Raw genomic sequence first — 14,106 nt, forward strand, 5'->3', positions numbered from 1 at the left:
AGATGAAAGCCAATATCCATCCCGACTACCACACCATCAAGGTCGTGATGACCGATGGCACCGAATACACGACCCGCTCGACCTGGGGCAAGGAAGGCGATACGATGAACCTCGATATCGACCCGACCACCCATCCGGCCTGGACGGGCGGCTCGCAGACCCTGCTCGATCGCGGCGGTCGCGTTACCAAGTTCAAGAACCGTTTCGGCAATCTCGGTATCTAATCCGGTTTGCATGGTTCAAAAGCCCCGCTTCGGCGGGGTTTTTTATTGCCTGAAATTGGCGGCCCGGCATAAAAAAACTCCCGGACAAGCCGGGAGTTTCGAAAATCAGTGAGCGTCAGAAATCAGGCGCTCAGCTTTTCCATGACTTCGTCGCTGACTTCGAAATTCGTGTAGACGTTCTGCACGTCGTCGTCGTCTTCAAGCACGTTGAGAAGCTTGAGAACGGAACGGGCCTTTTCCTCGTCCAGCTCGGTATTGGTCTGCGGCTTCCAGATCGTCTTGATCGATTCGGCTTCGCCGAGCGAAGCTTCCAGAGCCTTTGACACGTCGCCGATATCCTCGAAGGCGCAGATGATGACGTGCTCTTCCTCGCCGGACTGCACATCGTCAGCGCCAGCTTCGATGGCCGCTTCCATAACCTTGTCGGCGTCGCCGACAGTGGCCTTGTAGACGATTTCGCCAACACGGTCGAACATGAAGGACACCGAACCGGTTTCGCCCAGCGCGCCGCCCGACTTGGTGAAGGCTGCGCGCACGTTGGATGCCGTGCGGTTGCGGTTGTCCGTCAGCGCTTCCACGATGACCGATACGCCGCCCGGACCGCGACCCTCGTAGCGCACTTCATCATAGTTCTCGCCGTCATTGCCGGCGGCCTTCTTGATGGCGCGCTCGATATTGTCCTTCGGCATGGACTGCGCCTTGGCGTTCTGGATCGCCAGACGCAGGCGCGGGTTCATCGCAGGGTCAGGCAAACCCTGCTTGGCGGCGACGGTGATTTCGCGCCCGAGCTTGGAAAACATTTTCGACCGCACCGCATCCTGACGGCCCTTGCGGTGCATGATATTCTTAAACTGTGAATGGCCGGCCATGGCACCCCTGTTCTGTTTAAAATGCTGCGCACGGAAGCGTCACGCATGAAACAGAGATCAAGCAGAGAGGGCCGCATGTCCGGCCACAGTGCTTTCCGTGCAGAATGGCGGCGTTATAAGGAATTGCGGCCCATTCGTCCAGCAAAAGCGCCACTAACATCGATTCCCTGTCAATAAAGGCAATATCGCTCGACCCCGCAGGCAAAGAAGATTATCTATAAATTCATGATTCAGTCTGCCCACAACATCCCCGGCGAAACCATCGCAGCCCGCATCAGCCGCATCCTGGCCGACCGCATTATCGCGGGCGAAATCGAGCCCGGCACAAAACTGCGACAGGATCACATCGCCGAAGAATTCGAGACCAGCCATGTGCCGGTCCGCGAAGCGTTCCGGAGGCTTGAGGCCCAGGGCCTCGCAGTGTCGGAACCGCGCCGCGGTGTCCGGGTCGCGTCCTTCGATATCAGTGAGATCAAGGAAGTGGCGGAAATGCGGGCCGCGCTGGAGGTTCTGGCGCTGCGCCATGCCGCACCGCACATCACGCAGGCAACGCTTGACGCCGCCGAACAGGCAACGCTTGAAGGCGACAAGTCACGCGATGTCAGAAGCTGGGAAGACGCCAATCGCCGCTTTCATCGGCTCATACTCGAACCGTGCAAGATGCCGCGCCTGCTCGCCGCAATCGATGATCTTCATGCCGCGAGCGCACGGTTTCTTTTCGCCACATGGCGTTCGGAATGGGAAGCCCGTACCGACCACGACCACCGCGCCATATTGCAGGCGCTGCGCCAGAACGATGTCGACAGCGCCGCCACGATCCTCGCCCGGCACGTGCAATGGATCGGACACCGCCCGGTCAAGACAGCATCGGGCAAGACGCGCGATTCGTTCGCGATTGTCGGCTGACGCCGCCGCATCCTGCCAACCTGCTTCAAGCGCCCTCCCGCACCGCGCAATTTGATGCGCCGGGAACAGCTCTTGCGCGCAACGTCCACCGCAATGCGCAGTGCTTTTTTTCTCCACCTCTTGCGTTTATCGTCAGGAGCTTTAAAAATATATAGATCGAATCTCAATTTTATCTATAATTAGAGGAAGCCATGACGACTATTTCTCAAACGCGCCCGTCCTTCAGCCCGCTTAATCTGGAAGCCCGTTCCCCGGCAATGCGCCTTGCAGCCGTTGCATTGGGCACGCTGGTTCTCGCCGTCTCGTCGCAGATCGAAGTTCCGATGATCCCGGTCCCGATCACGCTGCAGACCCTGATCGTTCCGCTGATCGGCGCGCTCTATGGCTGGCGCCTTGGCATGGCCACGGTTCTGGCGTGGCTCGGCGAAGCCATGATGGGCCTGCCGGTTCTGGCTGGCGGCGCGGGCGGCATCGCGCATTTCGCAGGCCCGACCGCTGGCTATCTCGTGTCCTTCCCGATCATCGCCGCCCTCACCGGCTATCTGGCAGAACGTGGCTGGAACGGCAACCGCGTCGGTCTCGCATTCGTCTCGTTCCTTATGGCCAACGTGATCTGTCTCGCTCTGGGTGCGGTCTGGCTTTCGAGCATCATCGGCTTCGAAAAGGCTATCGCCCTCGGCGTGGCGCCTTTCCTCATCGGCGGCCTCATCAAGTCGGCCCTCGGTGCAGCAATCCTCAAGGCGGCAGCACCAAACCGTTGACCATACGTCTGCGCGGCCATCATCTTCTTTGCATGCTGACTTATGTCGGCAAGGGCTACAGCCCGGCTTTCGTGGAAAACTACGATGCGATTGCCGGGCGGCTGAGCCGGGGAGAAGATATTCTTCTGGTCGATGGCCCGGATGACATCTGTGCGCCCCTGCTCTGCGGGGGCGCCGAGGGCAATTGCCATTGCTACGACGCTAGTGTCCGGATACGCGACCAGCTTGCAATGGAGGCGGTGGGCGAACTTTTCGGCCAGACGCTTTCCACGCAGAACGCTTTCGATCTTGACGCGGAGCGGCTTGCCGCATTGCGCCGTGCTTTTGCAAAAGGCACGTTGCGCAAAGCCTGCGAGGGTTGCGAGTGGTCCGACCTCTGCACGAAAATTGCCACGGATCAGTTTCACGGCGTTAAAATAACAAGGCCACCCAGCCCGGCATGAGATGGGTAGCCTTTCCATAAAACCTTACTGCTGGTTCTTCCGCTTTCGCCGGGCCAGCATGTTGAGCGCCTCGACCAGCGCCGAAAAGCCCATGGCGGCGTAGATATAGCCCTTCGGCACATGGAAGCCGAAACCATCGGCTATCAGCGTCATGCCAATCATCAGCAGGAAGCCCAGCGCCAGCATGACAATGGTCGGGTTGGCCGCGATGAAGCGCGACAGCGGATCGGCCGCAAGCAGCATGACGGTGACGGCCGCGACCACCGCAATGACCATGATGGCGATCTCGTCAGTCATGCCGACGGCGGTGATGATCGAATCGACCGAGAAAACCAGATCGAGAATGAGGATCTGCACGATGGCGGCGCCCATGGTGAGCTGCGCCACCTTGCCGCCGATATTTTCCTTGCCATCATGGGGATCGACCGTGTGGTGAATTTCCTTGGTCGCCTTCCAGACAAGAAACAGGCCACCGGCAATCAGGATGATGTCACGCCATGAGAAGCCGTGACCGAACGCCTCGAAAATCGGGTCCTTGAGCTGGACGATGATCGAGATGGTGAAAAGGAGCGCCAGGCGCAGAATAAGCGCCGCACCGATACCGATGCGCCGCGCACGGGCCTGCTGCGAAGCGGGAAGCTTGTTGGTGAGGATCGAGATAAAGATCAGATTGTCGATACCGAGGACGACTTCCATCGTCACCAGCGTGACCAGCGCGGCCCAGCCCGCGGGGGTCGAAAGAAATCCCAGATACTCGGTAAGAAAATCCATCAGGCGGCGTCCCCTTGCAAAAAAACTCGTTGCAAGGAGATAGGAACGCGAAAAGCCCGTTCAAAGGGCAGAAAGCCGCCAGATTAAAATAGACGCCCGCTAGCAGATAACATCATGCTTCGACTGAAAATAAGACGTTATCGCCAGAACGCCGGAACAGTTTCTTCCAGATGAGGACCGATGCGCAAGGGAGCGGCCTTTTCTGCAAGCCCGGTACGGTCCGAAATCTCGATGCCGACGCCGCAGACGGTAGCAGGACCGTTCGCCGCCTCGAAACGGCCCTTCGGGACTTTGGACAGGAAACGGTTGAGCGGCTCTTCCTTGTCCATGCCGAGCGATGAATCATAATCGCCGCACATGCCCGCATCCGACATATAGGCCGTGCCATTGCGCAATATCTGGCAATCGGCGGTCGGCACATGCGTATGCGTGCCGACAACGGCGCTGGCGCGACCATCGACAAAGTGGCCGAAACACTGTTTTTCGCTCGTTGCTTCGGCATGAAAGTCGAAGAAGACAGCATCGGCCTGCTCCCCGAGCGGGCAGGCTTCCAGAATTTTCTCGGCAGCGATGAACGGATCGTCGAGATCAGGATGCATGAACACGCGGCCCATGATATTCGACACCAGAACGCGCGCGCCGTTTTTGGCGATATAAAGCCCCTCGCCTTTTCCGGCAGTCCCCTTCGGGAAATTTGCCGGACGCAAAAAGCGGTCCTCGCGTCTGGAGAAATCCAGCGCCTCGCGCTGGTCCCAGACGTGGTTACCGGTCGTCACCACATCGGCGCCGGCGCGAATGGTGTCGTGGAAAATCTCTTCGGTAATGCCGAATCCGCCCGCGGCGTTCTCACCGTTGACGATGACGAAATCCAGCTTCAGATCGGAAATCAGCCCTGGCAGTTTTTCATATACTGCGGTGCGGCCCGACCGGCCCACCATATCACCAAGAAAAAGCAATCTCATGAAACCGCCTTATAAACCTGCGCCAAGCGAACGCAAGCCGCTTTCAGTCAAGATCTGGTTGAGCGCGATATCATGCGGCTCATCGGGCACATGCTCGACTTCCTGACAGTCGAAGGCCATGCCGATCAGAAGCGGCTGCAAGCCGCGCTCGGCAAAACGCGCCAGCGCGCGGTCGTAATGCCCGGCTCCATAGCCGAGCCGATGCCCGCGACTGTCGAAACCGGCAAGCGGCATCAGCATGATCGCCGGATCGACGAGCGGCGCATCGTCTCCCGGCCCCATCGTGCCGAAACCGGTCTGCACCAGCTCGGCATCCGGCAGATATTCACGAAAGGCAATCGTTTCCTTGTCCAGAACGATGGGGAGGCAGAGCCGTGCGCCCCTCGCGCGAAACGCCGACAAAAGCGGGCGCGGATCGATTTCGGACCGGATCGGCCAATAGCCCGCGATCAACGTACCCTCGGGAACATCAATTGCGGCTTCACCGTTTTTTGCCGCAGCCAGTGAAGCCTCGTAGTGATAACGTGGATCGAGCGCATCGCGAATCGCCAAAACCCTGCGCCTGAGTTCCTGCTTTTGAATGGGATCGCGTTCCGCCGCCGTCATTCCAAGCCACTCCCTGCTGCCGTGTTCCGTCATGCAGTGGAACCGCAATACGACAATCCGTCAAGTGACTCCAACCGCCCCTTGAGCGATCTTCTCGGAGCGATCGCGAATGACCTTCAAGACAACGCCATGGAAGTCATTCAGGAACAGTTTGCCCCACAGGTCGCAATAAAAATCGATCGGCGTTGCGATCCGGTACTGGGTCGTCAGCGTAAGGCGCGTATGGCCGTTCGCCAGCGGTTCAAGACTGTAATTGCCTTGCGCGAGCTTCAGATAGGTGCTGTCGACCTTGATATGCGCTTCCACCTCCGGCGGAATGGAACCGGTGCCGAAGCGGAAGTCCCAAGCCAGCAACCGATCTTCTTCCCATCGCGTGACGATTTCCTGAAAATTGACGCCACGTGTCCACCGGAGCTGCCGCACAGCCCCGACGCCCTCCCCTTCCAGCCGCGCATCGACCGGCTGCGGCACGCCCAATATGCCATGACTGAAGGTCCACGACAGTTCATCCGGGCGCACGTTGCGAATCTCGACCGTCTGCCGCCACACGACTTCCGGCGGGGCCGCGATCTCGACGATTGTCGTGACGGAGCTGTCATGCGGAGCATAGGTCATCTGCAGTTCGGCAGGCAGCACAAGCAGCGGTAGTGCGATGACCAGCGTGGTCGAGCGCCGCGAGCGAAACTGCCGGATGCTCCATAAGGTCACCGCCGAACCGAGCGCCGAAAACACCATGAAAAACGGAGCGGCCATGGCCACGCAAATGCCGGCTTCATGGAAAAGGACCATGCTGGTGATGACGAGTCCAGCGATGATGGCCCACCCCATGCGGACATGCCGCCACAGGCTCTTTTGCGCGCGTGGATCGGACAGGCAGGAAGCAAGGCTCGCCACCGCCATCGGCAGCAGCGCCAGCCCGGCAATGACCGGCATCGCGTCCATGTAATGGCGCGACCAGATCATGACGTAAAGCAGAAGCCCGTAGACGAATGCGACGGGTATCGCGACGGCCAGTCTTTCCGATGTTACGGGCGATGCTGTTTCGGGAGATTTCATCAAGAAGCGCAAATGGTTGGAATCTGCGCCTGTTTACGAACAAATTGTCCGCCAGATCAAGCTCATAGAGGAGCTGCGGCAAATCGAGAGAAGAAAGCGGCGACCACGACGACCGATGGTAGTGATTGATCCCGGGAACCTACAAAGTAGGTGGGCGCCATATGCGAAAGCCCGCAAGCCTTCACAGGGACAGCTCCCTTAGAGATCAATAAGGCCCCGGGGATGCTGTTACACCTGTCGGGAAGCGCAGTTCGCCAGCGACCAATATAGTATCTGCCGGACGGGAACGCCAGTGGCTTGCGCTGGCTTGACAGGAAATCTTTTCAGAAAAATCCGGACGGTGATCAGGGCAGGATCATGGTCCTGACCCTAGCTGTTTCGCGGCGCAATGCGCGATGCCACCTGCTCGATGCGGGACGCCACTTCCGTCAGCAAGCCGGTCAGCGCGGCATCGTTGCTGTCGGCGCGCCCCAAAGCCTCATCGCGTGAGCGGCGCAGCGTCTCGGCCTCGTTCTCCAGCCCCGTGATGCGCTTCTGCATCTCGGCCAGCTCATCCATCACCATGATGCCCGCCATGACGGTCAGGCGCAGATCGCCGATTTCGCCGAAGGACGATTTCAGATGGGTCACATACTGGTCGAAACGGTCGGCAAGCCCGGACAGATGCTCCTCCTGCCCCTCGTCGCAGGCCATACGGTAAGCTTTGCCATCGATGGTAACGGTAACGGTCGCCATGGTAGCCTCCTATCGGTCCAGAACGGCGCGGATTGTCTCCATGGCGGTCACGAGACGACGCGAAACCTCGCGGTTGGCGGCTTCCAACCGCTCGGCGCGCGCTTCGGACTGATCGAGTTCCTGGGCAAGACGGCTGCGATCCGCATTCATGCGCTGCACCTCTTCCTCGGCTTCGGCGAAATCGCCTTCCTTGTCCAGCCGCAGGTCAACCGCCTGTTCAAGCGCGTTGAGTGCCTTTTCGAGCCGTTCCAAGACTTGCCTGAGGGTCGTATCGGGTGCCATCCATGTCCTTTCCAATGCCAATCGCAAGCCCTATTCAGGGACATCGAATCGCGCCTGCGGGACGGGCATCTTTGAAAAGATTGTAATAATCGACTGCCCGATAAGCAACAAATGAGGGGCATATACGAGCGTTCATACACCGTTATCGGTGCAAAAACGGCTTTTCGGTGATTGCATATAAGCTGCCAGCGTTACTCAATCGATTAGTCGCGGACAGTTTATTACCCAAAACTCATCGGTTTATTGACTCCTTATGTGCAGGTGCTATGTGTCCCGATGCCTTCTGGAGCGTGATCCTAAAACGCATGAAGCCGTTTTCGATACGGATCGTGCTCAGGCAAAAGGCATCGCCGCAACCCCGTTAACCCCTCCCAAGGAAAGACGGCTGAGACCATGACCAATTCCGACAAACAAAACCAGATGGCAAACGCAATCCGCTTCCTCTCCATGGACGCGGTCGAGAAAGCCAATTCGGGCCATCCCGGCCTGCCGATGGGCGCAGCCGATATAGCGACGACGCTTTACACCCGTTTCCTCTCGCACGACCCGCAGAACCCGCATTGGCCGGATCGCGACCGTTTCGTGCTTTCCGCAGGCCACGGCTCGATGCTGCTCTATTCGCTGCTCTATCTTTCGGGCTACGAAGACATCACCATCGACGAGATCAAGAACTTCCGTCAGCTCGGTTCGCGCACGGCAGGGCATCCCGAATATGGCCACGCCGCCGGTATCGAAACGACGACCGGCCCGCTCGGCCAGGGCATTGCCAATGCAGTCGGCATGGCGCTTTCCGAACGCATCCTCAATGCGCAGTTCGGTGACAGCCTCGTCAACCACTATACCTATGTGATCGCCGGTGACGGCTGCCTCATGGAAGGCATCAGCCAGGAAGCAATCGCGCTTGCCGGTCACCTGAAGCTGAACAAGCTGATCGTGTTCTGGGACGACAACAACATCTCGATCGACGGCCCGGTCACGCTTTCCGACAACACCGACCAGCCAGCCCGTTTCGCCGCTTCCGGCTGGAACACCATGGCTGTCGACGGTCATGACCAGGACGCCATTGCCAAGGCCATTGAACTCGCCAAGGTTTCCGACAAGCCGACGCTCATCGCCTGCAAGACGACCATCGGCTTCGGCGCACCGAACAAGGCTGGCACCAACAAGGTGCATGGCTCGCCGCTCGGTGCGGAAGAAATTGCCGCCACCCGCAAGGCCCTTGGCTGGAGTGCAGAACCGTTTGTCGTTCCGGCTGAAGTTCTGGACGCATGGCGTGTGGCTGGCCTCAATGCGGCCAAGAAGCGCCAGGAATGGGAAAAGCGCCTTGCTGCGGCCGACGCTGAGACCCGCGCTGAATTCGAGCGCCGGATGCGTGGCGACCTGCCTGCGAACTTCGATGCAACCATCATCGAATACAAGAAGAAGCTTTCCGCCGACAAGCCGAAGGTCGCGACCCGCAAGTCTTCGGAAATGGCGCTGGAAGTCATCAATGGCGTTGTGCCGGAAACCATCGGCGGCTCTGCCGACCTCACCGGCTCCAACAACACCAAGACGAGCCAGACCAAGGCTGTGACGCCGGAAGATTACGGCCAGCGCTACGTCCATTACGGCATCCGCGAACACGGCATGGCTGCCGCCATGAACGGCATGACGCTGCACGGCGGCCTCATCCCCTACGGCGGCACCTTCCTGACCTTCTCGGATTATTGCCGCCCGGCCATGCGTCTTTCGTCGCTGATGGGCATCCGCACCATCTATGTCATGACCCATGATTCCATTGGTCTTGGCGAAGACGGCCCGACCCACCAGCCGGTCGAGCATCTGGCTGCGCTGCGCGCTATTCCGAACCACAACGTGTTCCGTCCCGCCGACGCGGTCGAAACCGCCGAATGCTGGCAGATTGCCCTGCAATCGAAGAAGACCCCGTCGACGCTGGCGCTCACCCGCCAGAACCTGCCGACAGTCCGCACCGAGCATCGCGACGAAAACCTGTCGGCCTACGGCGCCTATGAGCTTGCTGCGGCAAGCAAGGACGCCAAGGTGACGATCTTCGCAACCGGCTCGGAAGTGGAAATCGCGCTCAAGGCCCGCGACCTTCTGGAAGGCAAGGGCATCGCGACCCGCGTCGTTTCCGTCCCCTGCTTCGAGCTTTTCGAACAGCAGAGCGACGCCTACAAGACGGCAACCATCGGCGACGCGCCGGTGAAGGTGGCCATCGAAGCAGCAATCTCGCTCGGTTGGGAACGCTTCATCGGCGAAAACGGCATCTTCATCGGCATGAAGGGCTTCGGCGCTTCGGGTGAGATCAACGATCTCTACAAGCATTTCGGCATCACGGCAGAACATGCCGCCGAAGCTGCGGAGAAGAAGCTCAACGCCGCATGATTTGGAAAACGCCGGCGTTGTCAAAACGTCGGCGTTTTATTTTGACCCGCAATTATGCACATCGGGAGAATGAAAGAAAATGGCAGTTCGCGTCGCAATCAACGGCTTTGGCCGCATCGGTCGTAACATCCTCCGCGCCATCGTCGAGTCGGGCCGCACCGATATCCAGGTCGTCGCCATCAACGATCTCGGCCCAGTCGAAACCAATGCGCATCTCCTGCGCTATGACAGCGTTCATGGCCGTTTCCCCAAGGAAGTGAAGGTTGCAGGCGACACCATCGACGTCGGCTATGGCCCGATCAAGGTTCACGCCGTCCGCAACCCGGCTGAACTGCCGTGGAAGGAAGAAGGCGTCGATATCGCTCTGGAATGCACCGGCATCTTCACCTCGCGCGACAAGGCCGCCATGCATCTAGAAGCAGGCGCCAAGCGCGTCATCGTTTCGGCTCCTGCCGATGGCGCCGACCTGACCGTCGTCTATGGCGTCAACCACGACAAGCTGACCAAGGATCATCTGGTCATTTCCAACGCCTCGTGCACCACCAACTGCCTTGCGCCGGTGGCTCAGGTCCTCAACGATGCCATCGGCATCGAAAAGGGCTTCATGACCACGATCCATTCCTATACGGGCGACCAGCCGACGCTGGACACCATGCATAAGGATCTCTACCGCGCCCGCGCAGCCGCTCTTTCCATGATCCCGACCTCGACGGGCGCAGCCAAGGCTGTCGGCCTCGTCCTGCCGGAGCTCAAGGGCAAGCTCGACGGCGTCGCCATCCGCGTGCCGACCCCTAACGTTTCGGTCGTGGACCTGACCTTCATCGCCAAGCGCGAAACGACTGTCGATGAAGTCAACAATGCGATCCGTGCCGCCGCCAATGGCCGCCTGAAGGGCATTCTCGGCTACACGGACGAGCCGCTCGTCTCGCACGACTTCAATCATGACTCCCATTCCTCGGTCTTCCACACGGACCAGACCAAGGTCATGGAAGGCACCATGGTGCGCATCCTGTCGTGGTACGACAATGAGTGGGGCTTCTCCAGCCGCATGGGCGATACCGCTGTCGCCTTCGGCAAGCTGATCTAAGCTTCCGATCATGTTTCGCGCCCTTCTCCCCACCGTTGCGCGCTGGCGTCCGCTGGAAGGAGAAGGGCTCGAACATCTCAATCTCGGTCTCACGGGCCGCACGATCCATGCCGAAAGCGTGGTGATTGGCGATCGCGGCAGCGCCCCTTACGGCGTGCGCTACAGCATCGACTGCAACAGCGCCTGGCATGTCCTCCATTTCCTGATCGAAACCACGTCCGGCCACCGGCTGGAGCTTGTTTCCGACGGCGAGGGCCGCTGGAAAACGATGGCTGGCGATGCACTGCCCGAATTTGACGGCTGCATCGATATCGATCTGGCGGGAACACCCTTCACCAACACGCTGCCGATCCGCCGCCTTGGCCTGACACCGGAAAGCGGCACCGTTCAGCTCGACATGCTTTACGTGCCGTTTGACAGTTTCCGCCCGTTGCGCGACCAGCAGCGCTATACTTGTATCGAGGAAGGACGGCGCTATCGTTACGAGGCAGCCGACCGCACCTTCACCGCCGAATTGCCTGTCGACGAGGACGGGCTTGTTACCGACTATCCAACCCTTTTCCGGCGCCTGCCTGTCTGAGCGATCCCTGCTCCACCGGCACCCGAAAGACAGTTATGGGAGAAAGACCATGAGTTTCCGCACTCTCGACGATGCCGACGTCAAGTCCAAGCGCGTACTGGTCCGCGTTGATCTCAACGTGCCGATGGCGAATGGCGAAGTGACCGACCTGACCCGTATCGAGCGCATCGTGCCGACCATCGCCGAACTTTCTCGGAAAGGCGCCAGGGTCATCCTGCTCGCCCATTTCGGTCGTCCCAAGGGCGTTGCTTCGGATGAGAACTCTTTGAAGCACGTCGTCAAGCCGCTCTCCAAGGTTCTGGGTCACGGCGTTCATTTTGCCGAGGACTGCATTGGCGACAAGGCCAAGGCCGCTGTCGATGCGCTCAAGGACGGCGACGTTCTGCTTCTGGAAAACACCCGTTTCCACAAGGGTGAGGAAAAGAACGATCCGGAATTCGTGCAGGCGCTCGCCGCCAATGGCGATCTTTATGTCAACGACGCCTTTTCCGCCGCCCACCGCGCCCATGCCTCGACCGAAGGTCTGGCGCATGTCCTGCCTGCTTTCGCTGGCCGCGCCATGCAGGCCGAACTCGAAGCGCTGGAAAAGGGTCTCGGAAATCCGGCCCGCCCGGTTGTCGCCATCGTCGGCGGCGCAAAGGTCTCGACCAAGCTCGACCTCCTGTCAAACCTGATCGAGAAGGTCGATGCGCTCGTCATCGGCGGCGGCATGGCCAACACCTTCCTTGCAGCCAAGGGATACGATGTCGGCAAGTCGCTCTGCGAACACGAACTCGCTTCGACCGCCCGCGAAATCATGGCCAAGGCCGAAACCACCAAATGCGCGATCATCCTGCCGGTCGACGCCGTTGTGGGCTGGCACTTTGCAGCCGACACGCCCAATCAGACCTATGGCGTCGATGCAGTGCCGAGCGATGGCATGATTCTCGATGCAGGCGCGCTTTCGACCGACCTGATTGCCTCGGCTATCGATGACGCCGCCACCCTTGTCTGGAACGGCCCGCTCGGTGCTTTCGAACTGCGTCCATTCGATGCCGCCACGGTCAAGACCGCCAAGCACGTCGCAGCGCGCACCAAGGCAGGCAAGCTGGTTTCGGTCGGCGGCGGCGGCGATACGGTCGCAGCCCTCAATCATGCAGGCGTTGCCGACGACTTCACCTATATCTCGACCGCAGGCGGCGCCTTCCTTGAATGGATGGAAGGCAAACCGCTTCCCGGCGTCGATGTGCTGAAGAAATAATGCAATAAATCATATCCACATGAGCCCGGTTGATGCCGGGCTTATTTTTTGGGCGTCAGTTTCAACAGCCGCCCCGGATTATCATCCTCAATCAGCCAGATGGCGCCATCCGGCCCGACAGCCACGTCGCGGATACGGTTTTCCATTTCAAACCGCTCGGCTTCATCCGCCTTGCCGTCCTTGTCGATCACGACCCGCACCAACGACATGACCGAAAGCCCTCCGATGAGTGCCGAACCGCGCCATTCGGGGAACATATCTCCGTCATAAAAGGCAAGTCCGGCCGGGGCGATAACCGGCGTCCAGTAGACCAATGGCGGCTCGAATTCGGGGCGCGTGCTGTGGCGCGGGATCGGCCTGCCGCTGTAATTGTCTCCGTTGGAGACCAGCGGCCAGCCGTAATTGAGACCCGGCTTGATGAGATTGAACTCGTCACCGCCCCGCGGCCCCATCTCATGTTCCCAGAGTTTTCCATCGGGACCGAAGGCGAGCCCGTAGGGATTGCGATGGCCAGTCGACCATGTCAGCGCCCGCACACCGTCCGCATCGGCATGCGGATTATCCTTCGGAACGGAACCATCGAGATTCATGCGGAGAATTTTGCCCATCGGCGCTGCATCGTCCTGTGCCGTTGCCGGCAACATGCGATCGCCGACGGAGAAGAACAGATGTTTGCCGTCCGGCGCGAAGGCGATGATGCCGCCCGGCTGTCCGCCGCGCGCCGCCGCATCCTGCTTCCAGATGGTGGTCCTGTCCTTCAGCGCTGCCTTGCCGTCACTTTCATCCAGAACAGCGCGTACCAACACCACACTGCTGCCACCCTCCGCCGGTTCATTATAGGAAAAATAGACCGCCCTGCTCTTCTCGAAGTCAGGCGCGGGCGCAATGTCGAGCAGTCCGTTCTGGCCGCCAAAGGCCACTTCCGGCACACCATCGACGGCGGTCTTGTCACCCGTTTGCGTGACGATGAAAACCTTGCCGCCTTTCTCCGTCAGCAAAAGCCTGCCATCGGGCAGGAAGGCGATTGCCCAAGGCGTGTCGAATTCGGCAACGGGAGTTGCAGCAAACGGGGCATTTGATGCAGCTTGCCTTCCGCCAGCGTTGATGCTCTCCGCCGAAGCATTCAGCACCGGCAGCACAACCATCGATGCAGCCACCGCAAAAGGCAGGCTAAATAGGACGCGTCGCATATTTCCTCC

General features: G+C 59.7%; 16 protein-coding genes and 1 other RNA gene. 8 read left to right on the forward strand and 9 right to left on the reverse strand.

Translation table 11 applies throughout. The features are described from left to right. Window positions 1–2 precede the first annotated feature (2 nt). On the forward strand, window positions 3–224 hold the full coding sequence (gene rpmE, locus F9K78_RS18000; protein ID WP_006467736.1) for a 50S ribosomal protein L31: 222 nt from the start codon (window positions 3–5) through the stop codon (window positions 222–224). A 122-nt stretch (window positions 225–346) separates the two neighbouring features. On the opposite strand, the gene F9K78_RS18005 is transcribed toward rpmE, so the two are convergent. After that, a complete protein-coding gene (locus F9K78_RS18005; protein ID WP_121983332.1) occupies window positions 347–1,093 on the reverse strand; it encodes a YebC/PmpR family DNA-binding transcriptional regulator in 747 nt (248 codons plus the stop codon). Window positions 1,094–1,318: 225 nt separating this feature from the next. On the opposite strand from F9K78_RS18005, the gene F9K78_RS18010 reads away from it, so the two are divergent. The 3 genes from F9K78_RS18010 to F9K78_RS18020 all read left to right on the forward strand — a co-directional run bounded on the left by F9K78_RS18010 (window position 1,319) and on the right by F9K78_RS18020 (window position 3,203). Next, window positions 1,319–1,999: a GntR family transcriptional regulator gene (locus F9K78_RS18010; protein ID WP_121983333.1), complete on the forward strand. Its 681-nt coding sequence runs from the start codon at window positions 1,319–1,321 to the stop codon at window positions 1,997–1,999. A gap of 191 nt (window positions 2,000–2,190) precedes the next feature. After that, entirely contained in the window at window positions 2,191–2,760 is a 570-nt protein-coding gene (locus tag F9K78_RS18015) for a biotin transporter BioY (RefSeq protein ID WP_122066795.1), read from the forward strand. Then, complete coding sequence (locus F9K78_RS18020) at window positions 2,757–3,203, forward strand: DUF1284 domain-containing protein (RefSeq protein ID WP_121986133.1); 447 nt, start codon at window positions 2,757–2,759, stop codon at window positions 3,201–3,203. Before F9K78_RS18015 ends, F9K78_RS18020 begins: the two co-directional genes overlap by 4 nt. A gap of 24 nt (window positions 3,204–3,227) precedes the next feature. Here F9K78_RS18020 and F9K78_RS18025 read toward each other — a convergent pair whose 3' ends face one another. From F9K78_RS18025 to F9K78_RS18055, 7 genes are all read right to left on the reverse strand, one after another. After that, window positions 3,228–3,974 carry a TerC family protein gene (locus tag F9K78_RS18025; RefSeq protein WP_121986134.1) on the reverse strand — a complete coding sequence of 249 codons (747 nt, stop codon included), beginning with the start codon at window positions 3,972–3,974 and terminating at the stop codon, window positions 3,228–3,230. A gap of 137 nt (window positions 3,975–4,111) precedes the next feature. Beyond that, a complete protein-coding gene (locus tag F9K78_RS18030) occupies window positions 4,112–4,936 on the reverse strand; it encodes a TIGR00282 family metallophosphoesterase (protein ID WP_121983337.1) in 825 nt (274 codons plus the stop codon). A 9-nt stretch (window positions 4,937–4,945) separates the two neighbouring features. Next, window positions 4,946–5,542: a 5-formyltetrahydrofolate cyclo-ligase gene (locus F9K78_RS18035; protein WP_121986135.1), complete on the reverse strand. Its 597-nt coding sequence runs from the start codon at window positions 5,540–5,542 to the stop codon at window positions 4,946–4,948. A 60-nt stretch (window positions 5,543–5,602) separates the two neighbouring features. After that, on the reverse strand, window positions 5,603–6,598 hold the full coding sequence (locus F9K78_RS18040) for an SRPBCC family protein (protein WP_121986136.1): 996 nt from the start codon (window positions 6,596–6,598) through the stop codon (window positions 5,603–5,605). 97 nt (window positions 6,599–6,695) lie between these two features. Next, window positions 6,696–6,854: non-coding RNA, 6S RNA (ssrS, locus tag F9K78_RS18045), on the reverse strand. A gap of 113 nt (window positions 6,855–6,967) precedes the next feature. Continuing rightward, window positions 6,968–7,333, reverse strand: a complete 366-nt coding sequence (locus F9K78_RS18050) for a cell division protein ZapA (protein ID WP_121983340.1) — start codon at window positions 7,331–7,333, stop codon at window positions 6,968–6,970. Between the two features lie 9 nt (window positions 7,334–7,342). Next, window positions 7,343–7,615 (reverse strand): DUF4164 domain-containing protein, encoded by a 273-nt coding sequence (locus F9K78_RS18055; protein ID WP_006473231.1) that lies wholly within the window; start codon window positions 7,613–7,615, stop codon window positions 7,343–7,345. 393 nt (window positions 7,616–8,008) lie between these two features. Between F9K78_RS18055 and tkt the strand changes: the two genes are divergently transcribed. The 4 genes from tkt to F9K78_RS18075 all read left to right on the forward strand — a co-directional run bounded on the left by tkt (window position 8,009) and on the right by F9K78_RS18075 (window position 12,907). Beyond that, window positions 8,009–10,000: a transketolase gene (gene tkt / locus F9K78_RS18060; protein WP_121986137.1), complete on the forward strand. Its 1,992-nt coding sequence runs from the start codon at window positions 8,009–8,011 to the stop codon at window positions 9,998–10,000. Between the two features lie 79 nt (window positions 10,001–10,079). Further along, window positions 10,080–11,087, forward strand: a complete 1,008-nt coding sequence (gene gap, locus F9K78_RS18065) for a type I glyceraldehyde-3-phosphate dehydrogenase (RefSeq protein ID WP_021588015.1) — start codon at window positions 10,080–10,082, stop codon at window positions 11,085–11,087. Window positions 11,088–11,097: 10 nt separating this feature from the next. Further along, entirely contained in the window at window positions 11,098–11,667 is a 570-nt protein-coding gene (locus tag F9K78_RS18070) for a putative glycolipid-binding domain-containing protein (RefSeq protein WP_121986138.1), read from the forward strand. Window positions 11,668–11,716: 49 nt separating this feature from the next. After that, window positions 11,717–12,907: a phosphoglycerate kinase gene (locus tag F9K78_RS18075; protein ID WP_121983343.1), complete on the forward strand. Its 1,191-nt coding sequence runs from the start codon at window positions 11,717–11,719 to the stop codon at window positions 12,905–12,907. 41 nt (window positions 12,908–12,948) lie between these two features. On the opposite strand, the gene F9K78_RS18080 is transcribed toward F9K78_RS18075, so the two are convergent. Beyond that, on the reverse strand, window positions 12,949–14,097 hold the full coding sequence (locus F9K78_RS18080) for a PQQ-dependent sugar dehydrogenase (RefSeq protein ID WP_121986139.1): 1,149 nt from the start codon (window positions 14,095–14,097) through the stop codon (window positions 12,949–12,951). Between the last annotated feature and the right edge of the window lie 9 nt (window positions 14,098–14,106).

The sequence above is a fragment of the Brucella pseudintermedia genome, assembly GCF_008932435.1.
Taxonomy (GTDB): Bacteria; Pseudomonadota; Alphaproteobacteria; order Rhizobiales; family Rhizobiaceae; genus Brucella; species Brucella pseudintermedia.

What these genes read in the sequence shown, in the direction of transcription:
- gap (WP_021588015.1), top strand. Translation starts at nt 10,080, where the DNA reads ATGGCAGTTCGCGTCGCAATCAACGGCTTTGGCCGCATCGGTCGTAAC.
- F9K78_RS18080 (WP_121986139.1), bottom strand. Translation starts at nt 14,097, where the DNA reads ATGCGACGCGTCCTATTTAGCCTGCCTTTTGCGGTGGCTGCATCGATG.
- F9K78_RS18025 (WP_121986134.1), bottom strand. Translation starts at nt 3,974, where the DNA reads ATGGATTTTCTTACCGAGTATCTGGGATTTCTTTCGACCCCCGCGGGC.
- rpmE (WP_006467736.1), top strand. Translation starts at nt 3, where the DNA reads ATGAAAGCCAATATCCATCCCGACTACCACACCATCAAGGTCGTGATG.
- F9K78_RS18050 (WP_121983340.1), bottom strand. Translation starts at nt 7,333, where the DNA reads ATGGCGACCGTTACCGTTACCATCGATGGCAAAGCTTACCGTATGGCC.
- F9K78_RS18030 (WP_121983337.1), bottom strand. Translation starts at nt 4,936, where the DNA reads ATGAGATTGCTTTTTCTTGGTGATATGGTGGGCCGGTCGGGCCGCACC.
- F9K78_RS18055 (WP_006473231.1), bottom strand. Translation starts at nt 7,615, where the DNA reads ATGGCACCCGATACGACCCTCAGGCAAGTCTTGGAACGGCTCGAAAAG.
- F9K78_RS18015 (WP_122066795.1), top strand. Translation starts at nt 2,191, where the DNA reads ATGACGACTATTTCTCAAACGCGCCCGTCCTTCAGCCCGCTTAATCTG.
- F9K78_RS18005 (WP_121983332.1), bottom strand. Translation starts at nt 1,093, where the DNA reads ATGGCCGGCCATTCACAGTTTAAGAATATCATGCACCGCAAGGGCCGT.
- F9K78_RS18010 (WP_121983333.1), top strand. Translation starts at nt 1,319, where the DNA reads ATGATTCAGTCTGCCCACAACATCCCCGGCGAAACCATCGCAGCCCGC.
- F9K78_RS18035 (WP_121986135.1), bottom strand. Translation starts at nt 5,542, where the DNA reads ATGACGGCGGCGGAACGCGATCCCATTCAAAAGCAGGAACTCAGGCGC.
- F9K78_RS18040 (WP_121986136.1), bottom strand. Translation starts at nt 6,598, where the DNA reads ATGAAATCTCCCGAAACAGCATCGCCCGTAACATCGGAAAGACTGGCC.
- F9K78_RS18075 (WP_121983343.1), top strand. Translation starts at nt 11,717, where the DNA reads ATGAGTTTCCGCACTCTCGACGATGCCGACGTCAAGTCCAAGCGCGTA.
- F9K78_RS18070 (WP_121986138.1), top strand. Translation starts at nt 11,098, where the DNA reads ATGTTTCGCGCCCTTCTCCCCACCGTTGCGCGCTGGCGTCCGCTGGAA.
- tkt (WP_121986137.1), top strand. Translation starts at nt 8,009, where the DNA reads ATGACCAATTCCGACAAACAAAACCAGATGGCAAACGCAATCCGCTTC.